General features: G+C 70.2%; 25 protein-coding genes. 6 read left to right on the forward strand and 19 right to left on the reverse strand.

The features are described 5' to 3' along the window. Nucleotides 1–458: 458 nt before the first annotated feature. The 3 genes from ACZ561_RS15185 to ACZ561_RS15195 all read left to right on the forward strand — a co-directional run bounded on the left by ACZ561_RS15185 (nt 459) and on the right by ACZ561_RS15195 (nt 4,551). Entirely contained in the window at nt 459–2,861 is a 2,403-nt protein-coding gene (locus tag ACZ561_RS15185; RefSeq protein WP_470994480.1) for a glycosyltransferase, read from the forward strand. 186 nt (nt 2,862–3,047) lie between these two features. After that, nucleotides 3,048–3,455: a hypothetical protein gene (locus ACZ561_RS15190; protein ID WP_470994483.1), complete on the forward strand. Its 408-nt coding sequence runs from the start codon at nt 3,048–3,050 to the stop codon at nt 3,453–3,455. Nucleotides 3,456–3,600: 145 nt separating this feature from the next. Continuing rightward, nucleotides 3,601–4,551, forward strand: coding sequence for a glycosyltransferase family 2 protein (locus tag ACZ561_RS15195; protein ID WP_470994486.1), 951 nt, complete (start codon nt 3,601–3,603; stop codon nt 4,549–4,551). A 187-nt stretch (nt 4,552–4,738) separates the two neighbouring features. Here ACZ561_RS15195 and ACZ561_RS15200 read toward each other — a convergent pair whose 3' ends face one another. The 14 genes from ACZ561_RS15200 to ACZ561_RS15265 form a co-directional block, all read right to left on the reverse strand. After that, complete coding sequence (locus ACZ561_RS15200) at nt 4,739–5,338, reverse strand: OmpA family protein (RefSeq protein ID WP_470994488.1); 600 nt, start codon at nt 5,336–5,338, stop codon at nt 4,739–4,741. A gap of 7 nt (nt 5,339–5,345) precedes the next feature. Next, nucleotides 5,346–5,888 carry a hypothetical protein gene (locus ACZ561_RS15205; RefSeq protein ID WP_470994491.1) on the reverse strand — a complete coding sequence of 181 codons (543 nt, stop codon included), beginning with the start codon at nt 5,886–5,888 and terminating at the stop codon, nt 5,346–5,348. Between the two features lie 57 nt (nt 5,889–5,945). After that, nucleotides 5,946–6,599 (reverse strand): pilus assembly protein TadG-related protein, encoded by a 654-nt coding sequence (locus ACZ561_RS15210; RefSeq protein WP_470994494.1) that lies wholly within the window; start codon nt 6,597–6,599, stop codon nt 5,946–5,948. Next, nucleotides 6,596–6,823, reverse strand: coding sequence for a Flp family type IVb pilin (locus ACZ561_RS15215; protein ID WP_470994497.1), 228 nt, complete (start codon nt 6,821–6,823; stop codon nt 6,596–6,598). The genes ACZ561_RS15210 and ACZ561_RS15215 overlap by 4 nt, the downstream gene beginning before the upstream one ends. Nucleotides 6,824–6,937: 114 nt before the next feature. Further along, nucleotides 6,938–7,720, reverse strand: coding sequence for a response regulator (locus ACZ561_RS15220; RefSeq protein ID WP_470994500.1), 783 nt, complete (start codon nt 7,718–7,720; stop codon nt 6,938–6,940). Next, nucleotides 7,717–8,970, reverse strand: coding sequence for a sensor histidine kinase (locus ACZ561_RS15225; RefSeq protein WP_470994503.1), 1,254 nt, complete (start codon nt 8,968–8,970; stop codon nt 7,717–7,719). Before ACZ561_RS15225 ends, ACZ561_RS15220 begins: the two co-directional genes overlap by 4 nt. Beyond that, nucleotides 8,967–9,854 carry a DUF5936 domain-containing protein gene (locus ACZ561_RS15230; RefSeq protein ID WP_470994505.1) on the reverse strand — a complete coding sequence of 296 codons (888 nt, stop codon included), beginning with the start codon at nt 9,852–9,854 and terminating at the stop codon, nt 8,967–8,969. The genes ACZ561_RS15225 and ACZ561_RS15230 overlap by 4 nt, the downstream gene beginning before the upstream one ends. A 10-nt stretch (nt 9,855–9,864) precedes the next feature. Further along, nucleotides 9,865–10,806: a type II secretion system F family protein gene (locus ACZ561_RS15235; RefSeq protein ID WP_470994508.1), complete on the reverse strand. Its 942-nt coding sequence runs from the start codon at nt 10,804–10,806 to the stop codon at nt 9,865–9,867. Nucleotides 10,807–10,926: 120 nt separating this feature from the next. Beyond that, nucleotides 10,927–12,267, reverse strand: coding sequence for a CpaF family protein (locus ACZ561_RS15240; RefSeq protein ID WP_470994510.1), 1,341 nt, complete (start codon nt 12,265–12,267; stop codon nt 10,927–10,929). Continuing rightward, a complete protein-coding gene (locus ACZ561_RS15245; RefSeq protein ID WP_470994513.1) occupies nt 12,264–12,632 on the reverse strand; it encodes a TadE family protein in 369 nt (122 codons plus the stop codon). Before ACZ561_RS15245 ends, ACZ561_RS15240 begins: the two co-directional genes overlap by 4 nt. After that, nucleotides 12,629–13,015, reverse strand: coding sequence for a TadE/TadG family type IV pilus assembly protein (locus ACZ561_RS15250; protein WP_376440559.1), 387 nt, complete (start codon nt 13,013–13,015; stop codon nt 12,629–12,631). Before ACZ561_RS15250 ends, ACZ561_RS15245 begins: the two co-directional genes overlap by 4 nt. Before the next feature lie 3 nt (nt 13,016–13,018). Then, the gene (locus ACZ561_RS15255; protein WP_470994516.1) at nt 13,019–14,329 is read right to left on the reverse strand and encodes an AAA family ATPase; all 1,311 of its coding nucleotides are present in this window, start codon (nt 14,327–14,329) and stop codon (nt 13,019–13,021) included. 6 nt (nt 14,330–14,335) lie between these two features. After that, on the reverse strand, nt 14,336–15,040 hold the full coding sequence (cpaB, locus tag ACZ561_RS15260; protein WP_470994519.1) for a Flp pilus assembly protein CpaB: 705 nt from the start codon (nt 15,038–15,040) through the stop codon (nt 14,336–14,338). A 31-nt stretch (nt 15,041–15,071) separates the two neighbouring features. Then, nucleotides 15,072–15,947 carry a hypothetical protein gene (locus ACZ561_RS15265; RefSeq protein ID WP_470994522.1) on the reverse strand — a complete coding sequence of 292 codons (876 nt, stop codon included), beginning with the start codon at nt 15,945–15,947 and terminating at the stop codon, nt 15,072–15,074. Between the two features lie 341 nt (nt 15,948–16,288). On the opposite strand from ACZ561_RS15265, the gene ACZ561_RS15270 reads away from it, so the two are divergent. Further along, nucleotides 16,289–17,989 carry a chitinase gene (locus ACZ561_RS15270; protein WP_470994525.1) on the forward strand — a complete coding sequence of 567 codons (1,701 nt, stop codon included), beginning with the start codon at nt 16,289–16,291 and terminating at the stop codon, nt 17,987–17,989. Between the two features lie 56 nt (nt 17,990–18,045). On the opposite strand, the gene ACZ561_RS15275 is transcribed toward ACZ561_RS15270, so the two are convergent. Further along, nucleotides 18,046–19,383: a serine/threonine-protein kinase gene (locus tag ACZ561_RS15275; RefSeq protein WP_470994528.1), complete on the reverse strand. Its 1,338-nt coding sequence runs from the start codon at nt 19,381–19,383 to the stop codon at nt 18,046–18,048. 169 nt (nt 19,384–19,552) lie between these two features. Here ACZ561_RS15275 and ACZ561_RS15280 point away from each other — a divergent pair, with 169 nt between their 5' ends. Further along, a complete protein-coding gene (locus ACZ561_RS15280) occupies nt 19,553–20,890 on the forward strand; it encodes a M14 family metallopeptidase (protein ID WP_470994531.1) in 1,338 nt (445 codons plus the stop codon). A gap of 82 nt (nt 20,891–20,972) precedes the next feature. Here ACZ561_RS15280 and ACZ561_RS15285 read toward each other — a convergent pair whose 3' ends face one another. The 4 genes from ACZ561_RS15285 to ACZ561_RS15300 form a co-directional block, all read right to left on the reverse strand. Continuing rightward, entirely contained in the window at nt 20,973–22,439 is a 1,467-nt protein-coding gene (locus ACZ561_RS15285; protein WP_470994533.1) for a GntP family permease, read from the reverse strand. A 122-nt stretch (nt 22,440–22,561) separates the two neighbouring features. Then, the gene (locus ACZ561_RS15290) at nt 22,562–22,972 is read right to left on the reverse strand and encodes a RidA family protein (protein ID WP_470994536.1); all 411 of its coding nucleotides are present in this window, start codon (nt 22,970–22,972) and stop codon (nt 22,562–22,564) included. Continuing rightward, nucleotides 22,969–23,730 (reverse strand): IclR family transcriptional regulator, encoded by a 762-nt coding sequence (locus tag ACZ561_RS15295; protein WP_470994539.1) that lies wholly within the window; start codon nt 23,728–23,730, stop codon nt 22,969–22,971. Before ACZ561_RS15295 ends, ACZ561_RS15290 begins: the two co-directional genes overlap by 4 nt. Continuing rightward, on the reverse strand, nt 23,727–24,788 hold the full coding sequence (locus tag ACZ561_RS15300) for a sugar kinase (protein WP_470994542.1): 1,062 nt from the start codon (nt 24,786–24,788) through the stop codon (nt 23,727–23,729). The genes ACZ561_RS15295 and ACZ561_RS15300 overlap by 4 nt, the downstream gene beginning before the upstream one ends. A gap of 123 nt (nt 24,789–24,911) precedes the next feature. Here ACZ561_RS15300 and ACZ561_RS15305 point away from each other — a divergent pair, with 123 nt between their 5' ends. Beyond that, a complete protein-coding gene (locus tag ACZ561_RS15305) occupies nt 24,912–26,195 on the forward strand; it encodes an alanine racemase (protein WP_470994545.1) in 1,284 nt (427 codons plus the stop codon). Nucleotides 26,196–26,200: the final 5 nt, after the last annotated feature.

The following is a 26,200-nucleotide window of genomic DNA, read 5'->3' on the forward strand; positions in this document are numbered from 1 at the left end:
GCCCTCCGAGTGTGAAAAGGCGACCGGAGGCGGTGGGTCAAGGGTGAAGCGAAGCGCAATCGGCGAAGCCGACGCGACGCAGGAGCGCCCTTGACCCACCGACTCCGGTCGCCACACTCGGAACGAGGGCGGCCGAACCAGAAGCCCGCAAGAACCGCTCACCCCGACCGCCCCGAGGCCCGGACCGCCCGACCGCCCCGAGCCCCGGACCGCCCGACCGCCCCGAGCCCCGGACCACCCCGACCGCCCCGACGCCCGGACCGGTGCAGCGGCCGCGGGCATCAGGCCCGCACCTGACGAGCGCCTTCACGCTGCCGAGTGGCTTCGTCCCAGTGGTCGTGCAGCCGGCGGCGGCGCAGACCGCACACAGCGGTGTCTCGTGGACCGCCCGAGTGAATGTGCCGCGGACGGGGTCCATGACAGCTTGGCTCGGCCAGATAGCCGGGCATACTGCGCGAATGCGCGCGCAGGAGAAAATTACCCCGCTCATCCACCAGACATGGAAAGATACTGATCTCCCTCAGGAGTGGCAGAAATGGTCTGATTCCTGGCGGCTGCATCACCCCGACTGGGGGTATCGACTGTGGACCGACGCGGACAATCGCGCATTCCTTCAGGAGCACTATCCGTGGTTCCTGCCGGTCTACGACGGCTATCCCGAAGCGATCATGCGAGCCGACGCGATTCGCTATTTCCTGCTCGACCATTTCGGGGGCCTGTATGTGGATCTGGACTTCGAGTGTCTCAGCCCCGTCTCCGAAATCCTTGACGGGCACGAGCTCGTCCTCGGCTGCGAGCCCGAGGCACACACCCAGCTCCTTCTGGCCCGCCAGCGCGGATTCGGCCGCATCGTCGGCAACGCGTTCATCGCGTCGCGGCCAGGCCACCCCTTCTGGGCCCATGTCCACCGCCAACTGGTCAGTGCCCACAAGCAGCCCAGCACCCTGGACGCGACGGGCCCGTTCTTCCTCACCAGAGCGATCGACAGCGCCCGGGAGCCTGACTCGATCACGGTGCTCGGCCCGGAGGTCCTGTACCCCAAGGTGAGTCCGTACGCGACGGAGCTGTTCGGCCCACAGGAGGCCGACTACGACCGCGCGTACGCCGTGCACCACTGGTCGGACAGCTGGGCGTGCGACACCCCCGGGACGACGCGCGTCTCGGCCGCCAAGCGGTTTCCGTTCTGGGTGAGCCAGGAGCTGCAGCCCGTCGCCGACGGTCTGCTCACCCTCGACGCGCAGCGCCGCCGCTGGGCTTCGGGCGCGCCCGCGCCGAAGGTGTCATGCCTGATGGTGACCAAGGACCGCTCGGCGACGGCGCGACGGGCGATCACATGCTTCCGCGATCAGACTTACGCGAACCTGGAGCTGGTCGTCGTGGAGGACGGCACGGGGGACGCCCTCGAGCAGCACATCCGCGATCTGGGCGACTCCCGGATCCGATATCACCGGCTCCCCCCGGAGGGGCGGACGTTGGGCGAGCTGCGCAACGAGGCGGTGGACCGGGCCGCCGGGCCCTACGTTTGCCAGTGGGACGACGACGACCTCTATGACCCGGAGCGGGTCGAGACGCAGATGGCGGCGATCCTCTCGCTCGGCGCCGAGGCGTGCTTCCTCGCCCGAGAGCAACTGTGGTGGCCGGCCCGCCGTAAGCTCGCGGTCTCCTGCGCACGGGTGTGGGAAGGGTCGATGGTGTGTGCGAAGGACCGGCTCCCGCGCTACCCGGCGCAACGGCGGGGTGAAGACACCCCAGTGGCGGAAGAGGTGGTCCGGACCTGCCGAGTCGTATCGGTTGACGCGCCCGAGCTGTACACATATGTGTGCCACGGGAGCAATACGTTCAACGAGTCCCATTTCGCGGAGCACTTCGACGTGGCGACCCAGATCTGGGCCGAACCCGGTGCCTACACGGAGCGGTTGCTGGCCATGGCGACTCGGCTGCCGATCGAGCCCGGGGACATCGCCCATGCGGAGGCCGGCGCCCCCACCGCCCGAACGTCCGAGCGGACACAGCAGGCGGCCGTCGAGCCCGCGACGGCCTCGGCGAGTGAGCGACCCCTCGTACTGGTGCTCACCCCGCTCAAGGACGCGGCCGCGTTCCTGCCCGCCTACCTGGACGGCCTTCGAAGGCTGGACTACCCGCGCGAGGCAATCTCGTTGGGTCTGCTGGAGGGCGACAGCCGGGACACGACACCGGAGTTGCTCCAGCAGGTTCTGCCCGAACTCGAAGCGGAGTACCGGCGGGTCACCCTCGTACGCCGGGACTTCGGCCTCCAGTTGACCGGACCCCGTTGGGAGCCCAGCGTTCAGCGCCGACGCCGGTCGGTGCTGGCCAAGGTGCGAAACCATCTACTCTCCCAGGCCCTCGTCGACGAGGAGTGGGTGCTGTGGCTCGACGTCGATGTCACCGACTACCCGACCGACCTGATCCAGCGCCTGCTCGGCGCTCGCAAGGACATCGTCGTCCCGCACTGTGCCACCGAGCCCGGTGGGCCTACGTACGATCTCAACACCTTCGTCCTTCACCCGAGGGCCGGCACGCTCAACTGGTCCCAGTGGCTGCGTGACGGCATCCTTCAGCCCCCCAGGGGGTTCGGCCGGACGTACCTCGAGGAGTTGCGCGGGCAAGGACTCCTGCGCGTCGACTCGGTCGGCGGCACCACGTTGCTGGTACGCGCCGACCTTCATCGTGACGGCCTGATCTTCCCGCCCTTCCCCTACCAGCACCTCATCGAGACTGAAGGGTTTGCCGCGATGGCCCGGGACATGGGCAGCGCCTGCTGGGCGCTGCCCGACCTGGAGGTGCTGCATCCGCATCACACCCAGGCACGTGTGGACACCGAGGCCGTCTCGGTGTCCTGATGCAGGGCCACGGGGCCACGGGGCCACTGGACCGTCGGCACGGCTGTACGCCGCAGCAGCACTCCTCACGGAGAGTGTCCGTTTTGACACGATTGGTAGGCAATCTTACGGTGGCACTACTGCCCTGCCGTGAAGTTCACCGGCATCCCGGGGCAGCTTCCCCAGCCACAACAGAAAGGCTTCACCGTGAGAGTCCGCGCCATCACTTCCCTAGCTCTTCCCGCGGCACTGGCCACCGCCGGACTGCTCGGCACCGCGGAGGCGGCGTACGCCTCCCTCGGTCCGGACACGACAGCCTCGGCGAAGTACGGGCAGCAGATACAGCCGATGGGTGACGTCACCCTCACCCCGGGGGCGGAACACCCCTGCCCCCCGTTCGCCAACGTCACGATCACGGATTACGGGCACTGCTGCACGCCCGTGGGCAACATCACGATCCCGGACTACGGGCACTGCTGCACACCCGTGGGCAACATCACGATCCCGGACTACGGGGTCTGCCGCGAGCACGACCACGACCAGCACGGGCCCCACAGGCCCGACCACAAGCCCGACCACAAGCCCGACTACGGGTCACTGGAGCGCCTCAGCTAGCACGTGGTTCAGCAGGTCTGCTCCGGCGCGGCCCCGGAACGGGGCGGGGGGGGCGACGCCGGACCTGTCTGACCTCCCACCACCCGAATCCTCCTCGTTCCCGTTCCGAAGCGAAGGACGGCGCATGCCGCACAGTTCCGACCCCGTGGTCTCGGTGGTCATCCCGTGCCATGACTACGGCCGCTATCTGCCCGACGCGGTGTCGAGCGTCATTTCACAGACGTTCCGCGACTGGGAAATCGTCATCGTGGACGACGGCAGTACCGACAACAGCGTCGAGGTGGCCGCGGCCCTGATCTCCCAACATCCCGACCGGCGCATCAGGCTGCTCCAGCAAGCCAATGCCGGGGTCTCCGCCGCGCGCAACACCGGGATCGAGGCCAGCACCGGCCGGTACATCCTTCCGCTGGACGCCGACGACGTGATCGCGGCCACGATGCTGGAGAAGACCGTCGCGGTACTGGACAGCGACCCCGGCGTCGCCATCGCCTCAACCGATGTGTTCGCCTTCACCGACGACGATCTGCCTCCGCAGGCGATGCCCTTCCCCGCCTACAGCAGAGAACTGCTGCTCCAACGGCTGATCATGTTCTACTGCTCGCTGTTCCGCCGCGAGGCATGGCAGACCGTGGGCGGGTACGACGAGAGCATGCGGGCCGGGGAAGACTGGGACTTCTGGATCGGCTGCGTCGAGCACGGATTCGATGCTCACCACATCCATGAGCCGCTGTTCGGGGCGCGCAACAAGGACACGGGACTGCACGTGGAAGCCGCCGAGAACGACCTGGCGATCCGGGCGCGAATCGTGGCCAACCACCAAGGGTTGTTCAAGCCGATCACCCGCGCCTGGGCGCAGGCCGTGCTCAGCCAGGACGCGGAGGCCTGCCTGCGGGACGAGCATGTGCCGGACGACATCCTCACCCGGGCAACCGAGATGGACCAGTTCCTCGCTGCCGTCATGGCCCTGCAGCGCACGGCGCGGGTGCAGTACTACCACATCAAGCGACTGGAAAAGGCGCTGGCCGCTCACAACGGAACCGTCGGCCCGCCGCCCACCCGGGAGAACGGTCCCGCCCAGACGGCTCCCGCCATGTGACAGACACTCAGAGCACGCCCTCGCGTCACCTGGCGCCTGCCGCGTTGGTCCGACTCGGGATGCTGATACTGCATCGGCGCCCGGTCCGCAACTGGGAGCACCACCCGGCCTCCTGGGCCTCCCGGGTCTACTGGGCGATGGACCGGACCGCACCACGCCCCGCCGGCGCTGCCCTGAAAGAGGTGTCTCAGCCGCCCGTCGTCCGCGGGAAGGAGATCTCCACGCGGCGGTTCTTGGTGCGGCCCTCCTCCGTGCCGTTGTCGGCGATGGGGTAGTCCTCGCTGTACCCGCGGATGTCGAACGTCTTCCCCGGGTCGAGGTTCTTGGCCAGCTCCTGCTGCACCGCGTCCGCGCGCTGCTTGGAGAGTTTGAGGCCGTGCTCGTACGTGCCGAGGTTGTCGGTGAAGCCGAAGACGCGGACCTTGCTGGAGTTCTGCTTGTTGATCTCCACGGCGATGGCGGCGATGCGGGCGGTCGCGGCGGGGCTGAGCTTGGCGCTGTCCTTGCCGAAGAGGACCTCGGCCTGGAGGGCGAAGGTGACGTCGACGTTGGTGTCCTCGCGGCGCTGCTCGCCGCCTTCCTCTTCGACGACCTGCTTGATGTCGAGGATCTTGGCGGGGGCGAGGGTGGCGCCGTCGGGAAGCATGAGCTCGGGCGAGTTCGCGTCGATCGCGGGTGGCGGGGCGCCGACGGAGGTGGAGTTGGGGGGATCGTCGGCGAGGGCGGGGGTGGCGGTGGTGAGGAGGAGCACTGCGGTGAGGGCGGCGATGCGGCTCGATGTCGTCATGGCTGCCTCAGGAGATTTTGATGGTGCCGGGGCGGAAGGTGGGCAGCTGGAACGTCACCTCGGCCGTGTTGGCTGGCGGGGCAGGGAATTGCATGAAGACGTTCGTGGAGCGGCCCGCTCCGAGGTTCGACAGGCCGGTCGTGGTCAGTGGTCGGCCGTCTGTGTCCCGCAGGACGTAGTAGCGCTTCTTTCCTATCGAGTCGACTAGGGTCGCACCGCCCAGCGAAGTGCCGTGCTTGACGATCTCCGTCTCGTCACCCGCGAGCTGGGCCGGAATGATCCGAGTCGCGTCAGAGGTATTGGCCAGCTTTCCACTGACGGTCAGAAACCCTCCGACATCACGCTTTGCCGACTCGACAGTGAACTCGAGCCCTTCCTGCCCCTTGAGGACGGCCAGGACTTCGGTGGGCTCCTCGGTCTGAACCCCTTTGCCGCCTTCAGGCGCCTTCGTGGACTGGGATGCGGACGGCTTGCCCTGCGAAGGCTCGTCCTCACTGCCGCAGCCGCCGACGCCAAGGGCCAGCCCGGCCGCGATGACGATCGCGACCATCCCTCTGCGCGGCTTCGTCGCGCACCGAACGCTCATGAGTCGGAATTCCTCTACTTGTCAGTCGGCCAGTCGGACGGTGAAGAGATCGGCGACACCCGGAAGGCTCGGCCGGTCGGGATCGACATCCCAAGCCTCACCGTCGCACGAGAGACCGAGGATCGGCTTGGGCTTCTCTTCCTCGGACTCACCAGGATCCGGTTCAGCCGGCTCCGTCGATGTGGGCTCCGGCTCAGGAGCATCGAAGGTGCAGCGCGGTTCGATCACGGCTGTCGCCGACGCGACCGCATGCTGCTCATCCGTGCCCGGGATCACCGATCCCCCGACGGTGTTCAGCGTGCGGACGTCCACACGGAATCCCTCTTCACCCAGGGGTAGACGACGACAGCCTTCACCCCAGAGTTCCGCGTCATTCTTCGCCGCGAACGTAGCCGCCCGCTGGCACGCGGCAAGCTCGCCATAATCCTGCCCCGCCAGGAAGTCATCCCATCGCGCGGGATCGAGGATGACCTTCAGCCATCCATCCCTGAGTTGCTTCCGTGCGTCCTGTGCCGCAGCCAGTGCGGCGGCATCAGCCGCCGTTTGGGCTCCGTTCCGGGTCGCGGCGGCTTGTCCCACCGCGAAGTAGGCGAATGCGAGGAGGAGCAGGCCTGCCACCACCGTGATGTAGACGGGAAAGGCCTGCCCACGGTCGTCGGGGTGGCGACCAGTCACTCGCCTCCGCCACCGCCGGTGAGACTGGCGATCTTCGTGCTGATCGCGTTCTTGATGTCCTGGCCGATGCTCGTGCCCGAGATCGCGATCACGATCGCCACCACCACCACAATGATCCCCAGGTACTCGACAGCCGTCTGCCCCCGGTCCCCCGACCTCCCGCGGGTCCAGCCGTCGATGCGCACCTTTGCCCTCGTCACGGCCCTCAGCATGACGTCGCTCATCGTGGTCCCCTCCGGATTCGAACGTCCCCGTGCCGCTGCCGAACTCGGCCCGCGCACGGTACGCCCCCACCCCCTCCTCCCCACAGGGCCCGTAGGCCCAAACCCGGGCCCAAATCACGAGGACCTCCCCGTGCCGAGCGTGCCGAGCGTGCCGAGCGTGCCGAGCCTGCCCAGCAGGTCGCCCGAGACCCCCCACGCGCCCCGCGCGCCCCGTGTGCCCAGCCAGGCCGCTATCGCCTCGCTGCGGCTCCCCGCGTGGAGTTTGGCGAAGATGCGGTTGATGTGGTTCTTGACCGTCTTCTCGCTGATGAAGCAGGTGTCCGCGATCTGTCGATTGCTGAGGCCCGACGCGATCAGGTCCATCACCTCCCCCTCCCTCACGCTCAGTCCATACCGTGCCACATTCGGTTGCAGCTGCGAAGGTGTTTCGCCAGATCTCAATGAAGTCGAGACAGTTGGCCGCACTCCACCATGTGCAGTCGCACCCCTCATCACCCCCAGCACCGCGTTCGCCGCCGTCGGGGTGAAGTGGGCCCGGCCGGCCGAGACGTCGTGGACCGCCGTCCGTAGTTCCTCCGGGGTGAACTCGCCGTGGACCAGGTAGCCGCCCGCGCCCAGCCTCAGCGCCTCCCGGACGATCTCGCTCTCCCCGCTGTACGTCAGCATCAGCACCGGCGCCAGGGGGACCAGGTGCGGGAGGGCCGTCAGGCCGTCGATCACCGGCATGCGGACGTCCAGCAGGACCACGTCCGGGCGGTGGTGCTCCGTCAGGTGCACCGCCGTGCGGCCGTCGGGCGCCTCCGCGACGACCCGGAGGGCCCCGTCGGTGTCCAGCAGGGCCCGCAGGCCCGCCCGTACCACCGGGTTGTCGTCGGCGACGAGCACCGTGACCGTCATCGCGCGACCCCCTCGACCGGGAGTTCCAGGCGGACCTCCGTGCCGCGCACCACGCTTCCCCGGCCGATCCTGATGCGCGCCCCCACCCCCGCCGCCCTCTCCACCATGCCGACCAGGCCGAAGTGGCCCGTCCTGCGCAGGTCGTCCAGGGTCGTGCCGGGGGGCAGGCCGCGGCCGTCGTCGCACACGCTGATCCGCAGCAGGCCCGCGACGACGCCGGCCGAGACGTCCACCCGGGTCGGCGCCGCATGGCGGCCCGCGTTCTCCATCGCCTCCGAGGCGATCGTCAACAGCTGGCGCGCCACTGCGTACGGAACCGGTGGCACCGCCCCCGGACCGACCCCCTTGTAGTGGGTCTCGATGCCCGAACGGTGGGCGAACTCCCGTACCCGTACGGAGAGTTCCGAGGAGAGGTCGACCTCTTCCCCCACCCCGTACGACTGTCTCCGCAGGTCCGCCAGCAGCTCGCGCGACTCCGCCGCGGCCCTCCGCGCCGAGCGCGCGACCACCTGTGCCTGCTGTCGCGGGTCCGCCGACTCCGCCAGGCCGTCGGCCGCCAGCGCCAGGCCGTGCAGGGTCTTGGCCACCGAGTCGTGCATGTCGCGGGCGAGTCTGGCCCGCTCCTCCTCCACCGCCTGGGCGGCTGCGAGACGGGTACGGGCCTCCGAGAGGGCTCGGGTCGCCGCGCCGAAGCGGAGCAGCAGGTTGCGGAGCGTCACGCCCAGGGCGCCCGTGATCACGCACAGGCCGGGGAGCAGCGCGGCATCCCCCAAGTCCCCCGCACCACCCGCACCGCCGCCACCACTCCCACCGCCCACCTCCGCGGCATGGATCGTCAGCAGGATCAGCGACTGGAGGCAGGCGAAGAAGGCGGCTCCGCGCCAGCTGTAGGCGAGGCCCGCGAGCAGCGGAGTGCAGACACTGACGTATCCGAGCGTGCTCTGCGGGCCCGCCGTGACCAGGAGCAGTGAGCCGAAGAGGGTGTCGGCGGCGAGCAGCGTGGGGTGTCGGAGCAGCAGCGGGCCGAACCGTTCCCAGTCGCGGAACATCACGTACGAGCCCATGAAGGTGACCAGGACCGCCGAGCCCACCAGCCAGGCCGCCACACCGGGTGCCGCTCCCATCAGGGCCGTCGGGCTCGCCAGGGCGATCATCGCCAGCCGGAAGCCGAAGACCTGGCGGCACATCGCCTGGAGGGCGTTCACCTCGATCGAGACCGACACGGTCACGGGTACCGTCACGGCCCTCACTCCCCCGTGATCGAGCCGAAGTTCGTGCCCGTCCCCAGGAACAGCCCCGCGCCCAGCAGGATCATGGTCGCCGGGACCATCAGTGTCGTGATCACCATCGTCGCTTTGGGGACCGCCTTCGCCGCCTTCCGCCGGGCGTTCTGGGCGTCCGTCCGCCGCATGTCGTTGGCGATCTGGATGAGTGTGTCGACGATCGGGGCGCCGAGCTCCTCGCCCTGCTGGAGCGCGGTGACGAACTGGGCGACCTGCTCGGAGTCGTTACGGCGCCGCAGCTCGTCGAAGGCCTGCCGGCGGCTGACGCCCATGTCCATCTGGCGCAGGGTGATCCGGAGTTCGTCCGCCCAGGGGCCTTCGTACTTGTCGGCCACCCGGTCGAGCGCCTGCCGGAACCCGAGCCCGGCCGACACCACCACCGCCAGTACGTCGAGGAAGTCCGGCAGCGTCCGCTCGATCTGGTCCTTGCGGATGCGGATCGCGGACCATATGCCGACCTCGGTCCAGAAGGCGCCGAAGGCGAAGAGCAGGAGGGCGACGAGTACGTCGCCGTTGGAGAGCATCACCAGGCCGCCCAGGCCGCCCAGGAATCCGTAGACCGCGCGCCGGGCTCCGTACCTGTCTATGGTCAGGCCGCCGGGGTTGCCCGCCAGGTCGATCCTGCGGCGTACGGCGTTGACCCGCTTCGGGCCCATGGCGCGCAGGACGGCCGCCGAGTAGCGCATCCCGAGCCGGTCCACGACGGAGTCGACGGCTCCGGTACGGGTGGAGCCAACCTCCAGGGCGAGCTGGAGGTCGCCGGGGAGTTTGGCGTCCGCGCGGTAGAGGCGGATGCCGTAGAAGATCCCGGCGACCGAGAGGCCGGCGGCCAGGGCGAGAAGAAGGTCCATGTCCAGCCCCTCAGACGTCGATCTTCGAGAAGCGGCGGATGGCGACGAAGCCGACGACGTACAGCGCGAACGCGGCGACGACGGCGAACTGGCCGAGACCGGAGCCGGTCATCCGGTCCAGGGCGCCCGGCTGCATGTTGTCGATGAGCAGCAGCGAGCCGATGCCGATGACCGGGACCGAGTACGCCGTCATGCTCACCTGGGAGAGCTGGGTACGGACCTCCCGTCGGGTCTCCTTGCGCTCCTCCAGCGTCTCGGTGAGGTTGCGCAGTGAGGAGACGACCGTGCCGCCGGCCTTGTTGGCGAGGACGAGGGTGGTGACGAGGACGACGAGCTCGCGGGAGGGGAGGCGTTCGGCGAGTTCGCCCAGGGCGTCGTCGATGGAGGTGCCGACCGCGAGCTGCTGGGCGACCTTCTCCAGTTCGTCGCCTGCGGGCGCTTCCAGTTCGTCGGCGGCCATGCTGAGGGCCATGCGCAGGGCGAGTCCGGCCTGGGTGGCGTTGGCGAGGATTCTCGACAGCTCCGGCAGCTGGTTGATGAACTTCTCGATGCGCTTCTGGCGTTGCCAGTTGAGGAAGCCCATCGCCACCCACACGCCGAGGAAGCCGCAGATGGGGCCGAAGAACGGGGAGAGCACGGACTGCCCGGTGATCCACAGGGCGGCCACGGCCACGGACATGGCGACGACGAACTCGCCGGGTGTCAGGTCGAGGCCGGTGGCGGAGATCCGCAGCTCCAGCTTCCGGCCGAACGCGGTCCTGCGGACGCGTCGGTCGATGCCCCGGAAGCGGCGCCTGCGGCGGCCGCCTCCTTCCGGTTCGCCGGCCTGGGTGAGCCGGGCGACCAGGGCGGCGCGCTGGGCGGCGCCGCTCGCGTACAGGTGGATGCCGAGCACGGCGAGGACGCAGCAGAGCAGCGCGACGCCGGTCACCAGCCAGGTGAGTGGGTTCATCCGCGCCTCATCTCCGTCCGCCCCATCCGGGTCTCATCTCCATCCGTCCCATCCGCGTCTCGTCTCCGTCCGCCTCATCTCCGTCTCCCCCTCCGTGCCCGCGTCCGCTTCCATGCCTCGCTACTTCGCTTCCCGGGTCGCGAGCTGCTCGTCGGACACGGCGACACCGAAGGCCTGCGGGATCGGTTGCCCCGCCATGTACAGCCGGTCGGCGACGCGTCGTGGCAGCGGGTGGTACTCGTACGCGCCGTACACCCGTCCGTCGGCGGCGAGCGGCTGGGCGCGGAAGCGGCAGACGGTGGCGAGGGTGAAGCGCTCGCGTCCGTTCGACGCCAGGATGGCTATCTCGGTGATGCGGCGGGTGCCGTCGGCGTGCCGGGTGAGCTGGACGAGGACGTCGACGGCGCTGTTGATCTGGTCGCGGAGCGCTTCGAAGGGCACCTTGACCTCGGACATCGAGGCCAGTGTCTGGAGCCGCATCAGGGCGTCCTCGGCCGAGTTGGCGTGGACGGTGGCGAGGGAGCCGTCGTGGCCGGTGGACATCGCCTGGAGCATGTCGAGGGTCTCGCCGCCACGGACCTCTCCGACGATGATGCGGTCCGGGCGCATCCGCAGGGAGTTGCGGACGAGGTCGCGGATGGTGACCTGGCCGCGGCCCTCGATGTTCGGGGGCCGGCTTTCGAGGCGGATGACGTGGGACTGCTGGAGCTGGAGTTCGGCCGAGTCCTCGATGGTGATGACCCGCTCGCCGTCGGGGATCAGCCCGGACAGCGCGTTGAGGAGAGTGGTCTTTCCGGTGCCGGTCGCGCCGGAGACGATCACGTTGAACTTCGCCTGGACGAGTCCGGCGAGGAGGAACAGCATCTGCTCGTCGAGCGAGCCGAGGCCGATCATCTCGCGCAGGGTGTACGCGCGGGGGAAGCGGCGGATCGTGAGCGTCGCCCCGGTGAGGGAGAGCGGCGGGATGATCACGTTGACGCGCTCGCCGGACGGCAGTCGCGCGTCGACCATCGGATTGGACTCGTCCACGCGCCGGTTGACGGTGGAGACGATGCGTTCGATGGTCTGCATCAGCTGTTCGTGGGAGGCGAAGCGGAGCGGCAGCAGTTCGACTCGGCCGGCCCGCTCGATGAAGATCTGGTCGGGTCCGTTGACCATGATCTCGGTGATGGAGGCGTCTTCGAGGAGGGGTTCGAGAACGCCGAGGCCGAGCGCCTCGTCGACGACGCGGCGGATGAGCTGGGCGCGTTCGACGGTGGAGAGGACGGGGCCCTCGCGGCTGATGATGTGCCCGAGGACGCGTTCGAGGCGGGCCCGCCGCTCGGCGGCGGCGAGGGCCGACATCTCGGTGAGGTCGATCTCCTCCAGGAGCTTCGCCCGGAAGGACGCGACGAGATGACCGTCCTCCCGGCCTCCGGGGCCGTTCTCCTCGGGGGCGCTGATGCGTGCCCGCAGGCTCATGACTCGTCCTCCTCGGGCAGGGGCAGGGTGGCGCTCTTGCGGACCGCGCCGAAGTCCCAGAAGGGGACGACGGACGGGATCTGTACGGTGACGGTCGCCACGGCCTCGTCGCCTCCGGCGTCGACGTCGACTCCCGCGCGTTCGGCGATCCAGTCGCTCATCGCCGCCTTGCCTGCCGCGCCGGGGCCGAGTGTCGTGTCGTCGTGGGTGGCGGCCCGGGCGGCGGCGCGTGCTCCGGTGCCCGCCTGCTGGGCGGCGTACGCGGCGAGTCCGAGCTGGATCCCGGCGAGTGCGACGAGCAGCAGGATGGGGAGGAAGCCGAGGTATTCGACGGCCACCTGGCCCCGGTCGCGGGTCTTCCTCATGGCCGGCCCTCCTCTTCCTTCACGGCTCCGGCCTCACCGGTCACGGTGAAGGGGAAGCTGATCGCGCCGGGGAACAACACGGGCACCTTGAGCCGTACCGTCGCGGTCACCATGTCCCCGGAGCCGGACGGTGCGCAGGACACCGAGGCGCCCGAGGCCCATGCCCCGTCCAGGTGGCGCGTCCCCGCCTCTCCGCAGTCGCCGCCCACCGCTCCGGCCCGTGCCGCCTCGTCCGCCGCGTTCCCCGCGAGCGTGAAGGTGTAGCCGACCAGGACGCACTGCCAGAGCAGGACGAGCGTGAGCAGGATGAGCGGCACCATGCCGAGGAACTCGACGGCCACCTGCCCTTCGTCGCGTCGCGCCACGTCCTGGTACGCCGGCATGGGTCAGCGACCTTTCCCGCGGCGGCGCAGGCCCAGCGATCCCCGGTCGTCCCCGCGCGTGAGGGCGAGCTGCATCCCGGAGCGCGGTCCCGGCCCCGACCCCGTGCCGGAGCCAGCCGAGGTGCCCCGCGAGGAGGCCCCCGGTGTCCCGACCAGTCCCAGCTCTCCGGCGAGTGACCACAGGGCCTGCTTCACGCTCGACCGGGCGTCGAGTTCGTGCATCCGGCCCGCGTCGACGACGCCCTGGAGCTCCTTGAAGTTGGCGGGGATCACGACGCCCGCCATCCGGGTCCCGGTGATCTTCTGGATGAGGGCGGGCTGGATCTCGGTGGAGCGCGTGTACCGGTTCACCAGGACGGTGCTCTCCTCCGCCTTGCGGATCTGGAGCCGGTCCCACATCCGTACGGTCCGCTTCGCGGCGCGTACCGCGACCACGTCCGGGGTGGTGACAAGGAGCGCCGCGTCGGCCATCTCGACGGCGACGGCGCCCGCGCCGGTCAGATGGGTTCCGCAGTCGACGATCACGACGTCGTAGCGGGAGCGGAGCGCGCTGACGATCTTGCGGGCGGCGCGGTCGGGGACGTCCTCCCCGCGTTCGCCCTCGCCGGGGGCGAGGAGCAGGGCGATGCCCGTCTCGTGGGTGTAGACGGCGTCCTGGAGGACACGGGGCGAGATGTCGTCGACGGCCGCGAGGTCGGCGACCGAGCGGCGGAACTGGACGTCGAGGTAGGAGGCGATGTCGCCGCTCTGGAGGTCCATGTCGACGAGGGCGACGGTCCGGCCCGAGGCCCGTGAGGCGAGGGCGAGTTGGACGGCGGCGACGGTGGTCCCGACGCCGCCCTTGGCGCCGCTGACGGTGACGACGGTGCCGCCGGGCCCGGTGAGGACGTCGGTGCCGCTGCCGAGGTGCCGGCGGACGCCGACGGACCACTGGGCGGCGGCCTGGACGCGGCTGGCGAGCTCCTCGTAGCCGAGGGGGAGGGTGACCAGGCCGCGGGCGCCGGAGTCCATGGCGGCGGAGAAGAGGACGGGGCTGGCGTCGGCGGTGATGAGGACGACGCCGACGGCGGGGAAGCGGAGCGCGACCTCGCGGATGAGTTCCAGCGCCGGGACCGGGCCGATCCGCTCGTGGACGACGACGACTTCGGGCAGTTCGTCGAGGGACTCGGCGGCGAGCCGGGCGAGGGTGTCGACGAGGTGGGTGGAGTCGGCGACGGGGGCGGCAGGTTCGGCGTCGGGGAGCTGGCTGAGCAGCGTGGTGACGGCCCGGGCCGCGTCGGGGTCGGCGACGGCCGGCAGGATCCTGGTGGTCATCCGGCCTCACTTGTCCTTGTCGAGCGTGTAGGTGCGGTCGCGCGGGTCGACGGTGGGTTCGGCGCCGGGTGCGACGAGGGCGAGGCGTACGTGCTGGGCGAAGGACTCGGCGTAGGCGACGCGCTGGGTGTCGAGCGTGGAGAGCGCGAAGGTGATCGGGACGGCCTCGGTGGCCCGGCTGCTCCGGTTCTCGGAGTCGCCGATGGGGGTGAGCTTGCCGACGTCCAGGACCCGGGCGTTGGCGACGATCATCTTGGACTGGGCGGGCTGCCCGTCCTTCTCGCCGTCGAAGGTGGCGTAGATGTTGACCGTGGCACCGGCGGTGATCTTGCCGGCGACTCCCGTGGCGGCGTCGATCATGATGGCGATCTCCTGCTGGCCGGGCTGGAGCGCCGGACGTTTGACGATCATGTCGGACTGGAGCAGGGAGCCGGCCCGGAGGGTGGTGACGGCGATCTTGCCCTCGATCTGGACGAGGTCGGTGACGGCGTTCTCCGAGAGCCAGCGCTCGGGCATCGCGATCTCTTCGAACTGCCCGGCGCTCAACGGGGTGTAGGGCGCCACGTCTTCCCTGACCTGGTACGCCTTCACCTCGGGTCCGACCTTGGAGTTGACGTCACCGATCACCGAGAGGACACCGGCGAAGGCGCCCAGGGCGCACAGGACGGACAGCAGCAGAAGCAGGACGCCACGGCGCTGGCGGGAATTCATTGCCGTACAACCTCGATCGGTTCCGTGTGACTCAGCGGACAGGGGAAGTGAGCGCCCGGGGTTCGGCCGAGGCGGTGGGCAGCACGGTGGTGGGCAGGGGGGCGGAGCAGAATCCGCAGCGGTCGCCGATGAGTTCCATCCGGCACCAGTGGCAGGTCTCGCGGCGTACGGAGGAGACCAGGTGGTGGAGGACCGCGATGTCGGGGAGGTGGGCGGCGAACTCGACCAGCCGGCCGGTGCCCCACCAGCGCGGCGATTCGGCGGGCAGCGGCGCTTCCTGCACACCCTGGACCTGCCAGCGGGGGGCGAGGGTGCCGGTGGGCCAGTCGGTCTGCAGTTGCCCGCGGGCCAGGAGGAGCTGGGTGGCGAACTCGGGTCCGGCGGGTGGCTCGGCGCCCGGCGTGATGCGGACGAGTTGCGGTACGGGCCCGGCGAGGACGGCGAACTGGGCGCCCGGCATCCAGCCCTTGAGGTGGGACTTGAGGCTGACCGGTACGCGGTCGAGCTTGGCGACGGAGCCGAGGACGGCCCCGGCGTAGATGTAGTGGGCGAGCAGGCGGGCGGCCGAGGCGACGACGCCGGGGCTGAAGTCGCAGGCGGACAGCTGCCGCAGCTGTCGGGCCAGGACGGCGGTGCCGAGCGGCGGCAGATCGGTCTTGACCAGGGCGATCCGGTCGCTCTCCAGGAGGGACCGTACGGCGTGCAGTCGCTGCTCCGTGGCGGTCGGTACGGAGGTGGGGCAGACCACGATCACATGGCCGTACCGGTCGAGGAGGAGCTGGAGGTCGGCGACGGCGGAGGCGAGTGGCTGGGTCCCCGGTGCCGGAAGGACGGCGGCGGTGGGTGTCTGCTGGTCGGTCGGTGGCAGCACCAGATCGGCACTGGTGACCGCGATCGCTGTCGGCACGTCGGGCTCCCCGTCCCCATGTCCCCATGACTCACTGCGTTCACTGCGTTACTGCACAGCGCGGTGCTTCTGCACCTTATCCACGGACCGTGGTCCGGTGAACACACAATCCGCCAAGCGCCAGGAGATTTCTGGGCCCGCACGGCCCTTGCGCGGGGCCTTGACGTGGGCCCGGACGCGGCCGGCCATGGGCCCCAGGGCCCACACGCGGACCCCGCCGACCAACTCCCGCACCTTCCAGAGGTCTTGACAACTCGATTGGTCTGGACCAGCTTGTTCCCTCAGCGGTGGCCACCGTTCCGACCCCTCCACACCCCCAACTCCCCCTCCGGAGGCAGCAAGTGGACCGCACCACCACACGCTCCCGCAGATGGATCGGCGGCGCGCTAGCGCTGGCCGTCGGTTCCGGGCTCGTCCTCGTCGGCGGCGCCGGCACCGCCCAGGCCGCGGACGTCAACGTGGCCAAGAACGCGGGCTTCGAGTCCGGTACCGCCAACTGGAACTGTTCCGCGGGCAGCGGCTCGGCGGTCTCCTCGCCCGTACGGACGGGGGCCGGCGCCCTCAAGGCGACCCCGGCCGGCCAGGACAACGCCCGGTGCAGCCAGGTCGTCACCGTCAAGCCCAACTCGACGTACACCCTGAGCGCCTGGGTGCAGGGCGGGTACGCCTACCTCGGCGCGACCGGCACCGGGACCACGGACGTCTCCACCTGGACCCCCGACAGCCCCTCCTGGAAGCAGCTGACCACCAGCTTCACCACCGGCGCGAACACCACCTCGGTCACCGTCTACACCCACGGCTGGTACGGCCAGGCCGCCTACTTCGTCGACGACGTCTCCGTCTTCGGCCCCGACGGTGGCGGCGGCACCGACCCCGACCCGGTCGTCCCGTCGACCCCGGCGGGCCTCGCCGCGGGCACGGTCACCTCGTCCTCGGTCGCCCTGAGCTGGAACGCCGTCTCCGGCGCCACCGGCTACAAGGTGTACAGGGACGGCGCCCTGGCACAGACGGTCTCCAGCACCTCGGCCACCGTGACGGGCCTCGCCGCCAACACCACGTACCAGTTCCAGGTCTCCGCGACCAACGCGGCGGGCGAGTCCGCCAAGTCCACCGCCGTCTCGGCCCGGACCGGCACCACCAACCCGGGCCCCGGCCCGTCCGTCCCCAAGCACGCCCTGACCGGCTACTGGCAGAACTTCAACAACGGCGCGACCGTCCAGAAGCTGCGGGACGTCCAGGCGCAGTACGACATCATCGCCGTCTCCTTCGCCGACTCGACCACCACGCCGGGCCAGATCGTCTTCAACCTCGACCCGGCCGTCGGCTACGCCTCCCTCGCCGACTTCAAGGCCGACATCGCGGCCAAGAAGGCGGCCGGCAAGTCGGTCATCGTCTCCGTCGGCGGCGAGAAGGGGAACGTCACCATCAACAGTGACGCCTCCGCGACCGCCTTCGCGAACAGCGCGTACGCCCTGATGCAGGAGTACGGCTTCAACGGGGTCGACATCGACCTCGAGCACGGCATCAACTCCACGTACCTGACCAAGGCGCTGCGCCAGCTCTCCGCCAAGGCCGGTTCGTCGATGGTCCTGACGATGGCCCCGCAGACCATCGACATGCAGAACACGGGCACCGAGTACTTCAAGACCGCGCTCGCCGTGAAGGACATCCTCACGGTGGTCAACATGCAGTACTACAACAGCGGTTCGATGCTCGGCTGCGACGGCAAGGTGTACAGCCAGGGCTCGGTGGACTTCCTCACCGCGCTCGCCTGCATCCAGCTCCAGGGCGGCCTCGACGCCTCCCAGGTCGGGCTCGGCGTGCCGGCCTCGACCCGCGGCGCGGGCAGCGGCTACGTCGACCCGTCGATCGTCAAGAACGCGCTGGACTGCCTGGCCCGCGGCACCAACTGCGGCTCCTTCAAGCCCTCGCAGACCTGGCCCAACCTGCGTGGTGCGATGACCTGGTCGACCAACTGGGACGCGACGGCCGGCAACGCCTGGTCCAACGCGGTCGGACCGCACGTCCACAACCTCCCGTAGTACGGGATTCCGCCACGGACAGCGCCGCCGCTCCCCCGGCGGCGCTGTCCGTGTGTTCACCCGGCCAGGTAGCGGTCGAGTACGAGGTCGAGCTGCGCGACCCACTGCGTCACGAGGGCGGCGCGGCCGTTGACCTCGCAGTCGTAGGAGCTGCCGTCCTGAAGGGTGACGACGACGCGCAACTGCCGGTCGCGCCGGGCTGTCTCGTACGCGACGGATCCGATCTCGCCCCAGCCGAACTCGGCCTCCTCGCCGAACATCTCGAAGACGACTCCGTCGGCGTCGGCGACGACACCGCACTCCCCGTCGGCGGCGATGAGCGCGGGCGGCGGGTCGGAGCGCACCGGGATCGCGGGAGACGGCGGGCCGGAGGGCTTCGGTGGCACGGGCGGTGGCGGAGGCGGCCCGGCAGGCATCGGGGGCGCGGGCACGGCGTCCCGCACATCACGCAGGTCCTGGACGTCCTGCGTGGGGAGGGCGTGGTGCGGCACCGCGTCCTGCATCTCGGGCGCGTCCCGTACGTCCGGCGTCCGACGCGCGTGATGCGGCACCGCGTCCTGCATCTCGGGCGCGTCCCGTACGTCCGGCGTCCGACGCGCGTGATGCGGCACCGCGTCCTGGATGTCGGCGGGGACGCGGGGAGCCACGATCACCGTCGGTGCGGAATGCGACGCCAGGCCTGTGAGCGCGTCCAGAATTTCTCCGGGTGTCGGCCGGTCGTCAGGGTCCTTCGCCAGGCAGGAGGCCACGAGGTCGCGGAGTCCGGCCGGAACGGTCGTCAGATCCGCAGCCTCGTGCACCGATCGGTACATGAGGCCCATCGGCGTCCCGTCCCCGAACGCGCGCCCGCCGGCCGCCGCCACGAGGACCGCCCCGAGCGCGAAGACGTCGGCGGCGCCGGTCACCTCCTCGCCGAGGGCCTGCTCCGGGGCGAGGTAGCCGGGGGTGCCGAAGGCCGCCCCGGTCGCCGTGAGCCGCGTCGACTCCAGCGCGCGGGCGATCCCGAAGTCGAGGACGCGGGGCCCGTCGGCGGCCATCACGATGTTGCCGGGCTTGAGGTCGCGGTGGACCAGTCCGCAGCCGTGGATGGCCTCCAGGGCCTCGGCGAGCGCGGCGCCGAGCGCCCGAAGTCGCGATTCGGGCAGCGGACCTTCGGACGTGACGAGACCGGCGAGGGTGGGGCCCGGGATGTACGCGGTGGCCAGCCAGGGCGCCGCGGCGTCGGGGTCGGCGTCCACGACCTGCGCGGTATGGAAGCCGCCGACCATCCGGGCGGCGGCGACCTCGGCCCGGAAGCGTTCGCGGAAGGCGGGATCGGCGGCGAGTTCCGGCCGCGCCACCTTCACGGCGACCGCCCGTCCGCCGCGCGAGCGCGCCAGATACACGGTGCCCATACCGCCTTCGCCTAGTTTGTGTTCGACCTCGTACGTACCGATCAGCGTCCCCACGCCGACAGTATGGCCGAAGTACCTGCTTGACCAGTGCATGTCAGAGCCTCACGATATGCCCGGACACCCGCACCAATCTGTCGCACACCCCCACACTCCCCACCCAGGAGACAGCATGCGACTTCGAACCCGCGGAAGAAGGTCCGCCACACTCGCGGCCCTTCTGGCGCTCGCCCTCGCGGCGCCGTTCTCCGCAGGCGCCCACCAAGCCGGAGCCGACTCGGAACCGACCGCCGCCACCGAGGAAGTGATCCGCCAGTACGAGATCCACGGCCCGTCCACCGTCGCCGAACGCACCGCGCTCGCCGCGACCGGCGTCTCGATCGACGAGGCCGACGACCACAGCGTCGTCGTCAGCGCCAACGCCGCCCAGCTGCGCAAGCTCCGCGCACTCGGCCACCGCCCCGAGGCGCTGCCGGCCCCGCCCGACCGCTCGGTCAAGGGCCTGGCGGTCAAGCCCTTCGACTTCCCGTCCGCCGACTCGAAGTACCACAACTTCGCCGAGATGAACGCGGAGATCGACCAGCGCCTCGCCCAGTACCCGAACATCATGAACAAGCGGGTCATCGGCAAGACGTACCAGGGCCGCGACATCGTCGCCATCAAGATCAGCGACAACGTCGGTACGGACGAGGCCGAGCCCGAGGTCCTCTTCACCCACCACCAGCACGCCCGCGAGCACCTGACCGTCGAGATGGCGCTCTATCTGCTGCGCGAGCTGGGAGCGGGCTACGGCACGGACTCCCGGATCACCAACGTGGTCAACAGCCGCGAGATCTGGATCGTGCCGGACCTCAATCCGGACGGCGGCGAGTACGACATCGCCTCCGGCTCCTACCGCAGCTGGCGCAAGAACCGGCAGCCCAACTCCGGTTCCAGCTATGTCGGCACGGACATGAACCGCAACTGGGACTACAAGTGGGGCTGCTGCGGCGGCTCCTCGGGCAGCAAGAGCTCCGAGACGTACCGGGGCACGGCCCCCGAGTCCGCGCCCGAGGTGAAGGTCGTCGCCGACTTCGTCCGCTCCCGTGTGGTGGGCGGCAAGCAGCAGGTCAGGGCCGCGATCGACTTCCACACGTACAGCGAGCTGGTGCTCTGGCCGTTCGGCTGGACCACCGCGAACACCGCGCCGGGCATGACCCAGGACGACCGTGACGCGTTCGCGGCCGTCGGCCAGAAGATGGCTGCGAGCAACGGCTACACGGCCGAGCAGTCGAGCGATCTCTACATCACGGACGGGTCGATCGACGACTACCTCTGGGGCTCGCAGAAGATCTTCGGATACACCTTCGAGATGTATCCGGCCTCGTCCTGGAACGGCGGCTTCTACCCGCCCGACGAGGTGATCGAGCGCGAGACCAGCCGCAACAAGGACGCCGTCCTCCAGCTTCTGGAACAGGCCGACTGCATGTACCGATCCATCGGCAAGGAGGCTCAGTACTGCAGCGCCTGACATACGGACAGGGGCGCCCCGGGATTCCGGGGCGCCCCTGCTCGACGACCGGGGCGTACGGCCCCGGGCACGTGGCCGGGCCCTACACCACCAGGCTCAGGGCGGCCGCGACCCCGAAGCCGGCCAGCGAGAGCACCGACTCCAGGACGGTCCAGGACTTCAGGGTGTCGCGCTCGGAGATGCCGAAGTACTTGCTCACGATCCAGAAGCCGCCGTCGTTGACGTGCGAGGCGAAGATCGAGCCTGCCGAGATCGCCATGATGACCAGGGCGAGGAACGCCTGCGAGTGGTCGCCGCCCTCGACCAGGGGCAGGACGATGCCGGCCGTGGTGACGATGGCGACGGTCGCCGAACCCTGCGCGACCCGCAGGACGAGCGATATCAGGTAGGCGAGGACGATCACCGGCAGACCGACGTCGTTGAAGGTGTCGGAGAGCGCCTGGGCGACTCCGCTCGCCTTCAGGATCGCGCCGAAGACACCGCCGGCGCCGACCACGAGCAGGATGTTGCCGACCGGCTTCAGCGAGGACGTGGACACCTGCTCCAGGGACTTGCGGGACCAGCCGCGCCGGATGCCGAGCAGGTAGTACGCGAGGAACAGCGCGATCGTCAGGGCGACGAACGGGTTGCCGAAGAACTCGATCACGGAGCGGGCGGTCGACTCGTCCAGGGCGATGGAGGAGAACGTCGCGGCGAGGATGAGGACCAGCGGCGTACCGATGATGAGGAGCACGGTGGCGAGGGAGACGGGCGCCTCGGAGGCACCGCCCTTGCGTTCGGCGGCGACCTGCGCCTTGGCGTCCTCCGCGGCCTCGACCATGTCCTGGGGGACCTCGACGAAGATGCGCTTGCCGATCCAGGAGGCGTAGGCCCAGGCGGCGAGGACGGCGGGGATGCCGACGACGATGCCCATGAGGATGACCCAGCCGAGCGAGACGTGCAGCAGTCCGGCGGCGGCGACGGGACCGGGGTGCGGCGGCAGGAAGGCGTGGGTCATGGAGAGACCCGCGAGGAGCGGCATGCAGTAGAGCAGAATCGATTTTCCGGACCGCTTGGCGGCCGCGTAGACGATCGGCGCGAGGACGAAGATGCCGACGTCGAAGAAGACCGGGATGCCGAAGATCAGACCGGTGAGACCCATCGCGAGCGGCGCCCGCTTCTCGCCGAAGAGGTTGAGCAACCGGCTGCTCAGCACCTCGGCGCCGCCGGAGACCTCGAGTATCGCGCCCAGCATGGTGCCGAGGCCGACGATGATCGCGACATGGCCGAGGATGCCGCCCATGCCGGTCTCGATGACCGAGGTGGCGGCGGACCTCTGGACGGTGCCGAAGAGTTCGGTGACGGAGAGACCCGCGGCGAGGCCGACGCTGATCGAGACGGCGAGCAGCGCGACGAACGGCTGCAGCCTGACCTTGATGATCAGGACGAGGAGGAGGGCGATCCCGAGGGCGGCGACGGTGAGCAGTCCGGCGGTGCCCGGTATCAGCAGCAGAAGGCCACCGGTGTGGGGTGGGGTCTCGGCGGCGGGGGGTGCGGCGGCGAGCAGCAAGGGGACCTCGATTGTGGGTAGGGGGGAGCGCGGCACGGCGTCCCGGGGACGAACGCCGTGCCGTGGAGCGGCGGTTTCAGCAGAATCAGCTCAGGTTCGGGGGCGGGTTTTCAGCCGGTCTTTCAGCCCAGGACCGCGAGAGCGTCGATCTCGATGAGGAGACCCTTGGGGAGGCCGACGTAGACCGTCGTACGTGCCGAGGCGGGCGCCTTGAGGCCCTGCTCCTCGAAGTACGCGTTGTAGATCTCGTTCATCTCGGCGAAGTGGTCGACGTCGGTGAGGTAGACGCGCGTCATCATCACGTCGTCCCAGCTCGCGCCGCCCTCCTCCAGGATCGCCTTGACGTTGGCGAAGGTCTGGAGGGTCTGCTCGCGCAGCGTCGGGCCGGCCGGGGTGGGCGCCTGGCCCTCGACGGCGGGGAGGAAGCCGACCTGACCGGCGACCTGGAGGATGTTGCCCTTCTTGACGCCGTGCGAGAACTTCGCGGGCGGGGCGGTGTGGGTGGCGGGGGTGAGGGCGATCTTCTCGGTCATGTCCGGTCCTTGGTAGGGGTGTTGCCTGAGTAGTCCCGGCTGATGGCGTCGGCGGTGCGGCGCACCAGCGGGAGCAGGGTGAGGAGTTCCTCGGCGGTCACGACCACATTGGGTGCCGAGACCGACATGGCGGCGACGACGCGGCCGTCGGCGCCGCGGATGGGGGCACCGATGCAGTTGATGGACTCCTCGTGGCCACCGAGGTCGGTGGCCCAGCCCTGTTCGCGTACGGTCGCCAGCTCCTTGAGGAAGGCGGCGGCGCTGGGGATCGAACGGGGCGTGTACATGGGGTAGTCGAGCTTGGCGGCGATGGCGCGCCGCTCGGGCTCGGGCAGGTCGGCGAGCAGCAGCTTGGCGACGGCGGCGACGGTGATCGCGACGGGCTTGCCGATTCGGGAGTACATCCGGACCGGGTAGCGGCTCTCGACCTTGTCGATGTAGAGCACCTCGCCCTCCTCGTGGACCGCGAGGTGGACGGTGTGTCCGATCTGCTCGTTGAGCGCGGTGAGGTGGGGGTGGGCGATCTCGCGGATGTCGAGGTTCTCGACGGCTTCCTGGGCGAGGGCGAAGAGGCGGGCGCCGAGGCGGTAGCGCTGGTCCTGCTGGCGGTAGACGAGCCCGTGCTCGTGCAGGGTGCGCAGCAGCCGGAGCGCGGTGGACTTGTGCACGCCGAGCCGGTCGGCGACCTGCCCGAGGTCGGCGGGGCCCTGGGCGAGCAGCGGCAGGATGCTCAGCGCGCGGTCGACGGTCTGGCTCATGACGTACGTACCTCCTGGTCGTCCCCCGTCCAGCCGGGGCCGAGGTGAAGTCTCCCCCAGCCCTCGTCGTCGAGGGCGACGAGCCGGTCGGCGTGTGCGGTGCGGGCAGGGGCGCCCAGATCGCCGGGAACGGTGAGCGCGGCGGCGGCCATGAGGTGGCCGTGCCTGATCCGGGCGGTGGCGTCGAGCCCGCGGAGGGTGGCGGAGAGGAACCCGGCGGCGAAGGCGTCACCGGCACCGACGGGGGCGACGACGTCGACGGTGGGGGCGGGGACGGTGGTGACGAGGTCCTGTCCAGGGGTGGGGGAAGAGCCGGCGCAGCGCTCGAAGACGACCGCACCCGCAGCGCCCCGCTTCACCACGAGAACCCCCGGCTCCGGCAGCTCGGCCCGCACAGCAGCCGCCCCGCACACGCCCCACGCCTCCTCCGCCTCGTCCTCCCCCACGAACACCACGTCGGCGCCCCGCGCAAGCTCCAGCAGCACGTGTCCGCCCGCGGCCGCGTCGCGCCACAGCCCTGCCCGGAAGTTCACGTCGAACGACACCAGCGGCCGACCCGCCCGCGGCGCGGTCAGTGAACGCGTCAGCGCCAGGCAGTCGTCCGACAGGGCGGCGGTGATCCCGGAGAGGTGGAGCACCCGCCCGTCCGCGACGGAGTCGTAGGGCACGGTCGTCGGTGACATCGCCGACGCCGCCGATCCGGCCCGGTAGTACGCGACCTCGTGCCCGGCGGTCGCGCGGTCCGTGGCGGTACGGAAGTAGATGCCGGTCGGCCGGTCGGCGTCCCGGCCCACGGCGGAGACGTCGACGCCGTACGCGGCGATCGTCTCCACGAGGTGGTCTCCGAAGCCGTCGCGGCCCAGCCGGCTGACCCATTTCGCCCGGTGCCCCGCCGCGGCCAGCGCGCACGCCACGTTGGACTCGGCGCCGCCGATGGTGCGGGCGAACGAGGGGGCGTCGGCGAGGCGGCCCGGCCGGGAGGGCAGAAAGGTGACCATGGACTCGCCGAGGCAGACGACGTCCACGGGAGGCGCGTCCACGGGCGGGGCTCCGGTCACGTGCGGACTCCTCGTCGGTCATGCGGGTCCATTGACCCGGCGTTGGCCCGGATGTTAGACAGCATCAAGCGATATGCGCAATGACAGTTGCACATGATGCAACGACCTCGACGAGGAGGACCCATGCCCGCCGACCGGCCCACCCCTCAGCTGGCCAACGAGCGTGTCGACCACCGCTTCAAGGCCCTGCCCCCGGACGCCGAGGGCCTGACCGTCGGCGAGCTGGCCGCCCAGCGCCGCAATCTGTTCACCGGCGGCTTCACCACCCCCGTCCTCGCCCTCTCCGCAGAGTCCGTCGAGCACAATCTGCGCCTCCTGGAGATCTACGCCGACCGCCATGGCCTCGCCTTCGCCCCGCACGGCAAGACCTCGATGGCGCCGCAGCTCTTCGACCGCCAGCTGGAGCACGGCGCCTGGGGCATCACCGCCGCCGTCCCGCACCAGGTCCGCGTCTACCGCGCGCACGGCATCGCGAGGATCTTCCTCGCCAACGAGCTCGTCGACGCGCCCGCCCTGCGCTGGCTGGCCTCCGAGCTCGACGCGGACCCCGACTTCCGCTTCGTCTGTTACGTCGACTCCGTGCGCGGGGTCGAGCTGATGGACGCGGCGCTCACCGAGGCCGGCGCCCGCCGCCCCGTGGACGTCGTCGTCGAGCTCGGCGCCGGCGAGGGAGCCCGTACCGGGGCCCGTACGGAGGCCGACTGCACGGCCGTCGCGGACGCCGTCGCGGCGACCACGACGCTGCGCCTGGTCGGCGTCGCCGGCTACGAGGGCGAGGTGCCGCAGGCCACGCCCGAGCGGGTGCACGACTGGCTGAACCGCCTCGTCTCCCTCGCCGCCGACTTCGACAAGGCGGGCCGGTTCTCCCCCGAGATCGAGGAGATCGTCGTCAGCGCGGGCGGCAGCGCCTGGTTCGACGCGGTCGCCGACGTCTTCGCGGGAATCCCCGAACTCTCCCTCCCCGTACTGAAGCTCCTGCGCTCCGGCGCGTACATCTCGCACGACGACGGCCACTACCGGCACCTCACCCCCTTCAACCGGGTCCCCGAGGAGGGCACGCTCCAGCCCGCGTTCCGGCTCTGGGCCCAGGTCGTCTCGCGCCCGACGCCCGAGCAGGCGTTCACCAACGCGGGCAAGCGCGACGCCGCGTACGACCTGGACCTGCCCGAGGCGCAGGTGGTCCGCGACGGCCGTACGGGCGCGGTCCGCCCCGCCTCCGGTATCGCGGTCACCGGACTGTCCGACCAGCACGGCTGGGTACGGACGGAGCAGGGCGCCGAGCTGGAGGTCGGCGACTGGCTGGGCATGGGCCTGTCCCACCCCTGCACGTCCTTCGACAAGTGGCAGCTGATCCCGCTGGTCGAGGCGGACGGCACGGTCGTCGACTACATCCGTACCTTCTTCTAGAGGAG

The sequence above is a fragment of the Streptomyces sp. NPDC039609 genome (assembly GCF_055596705.1).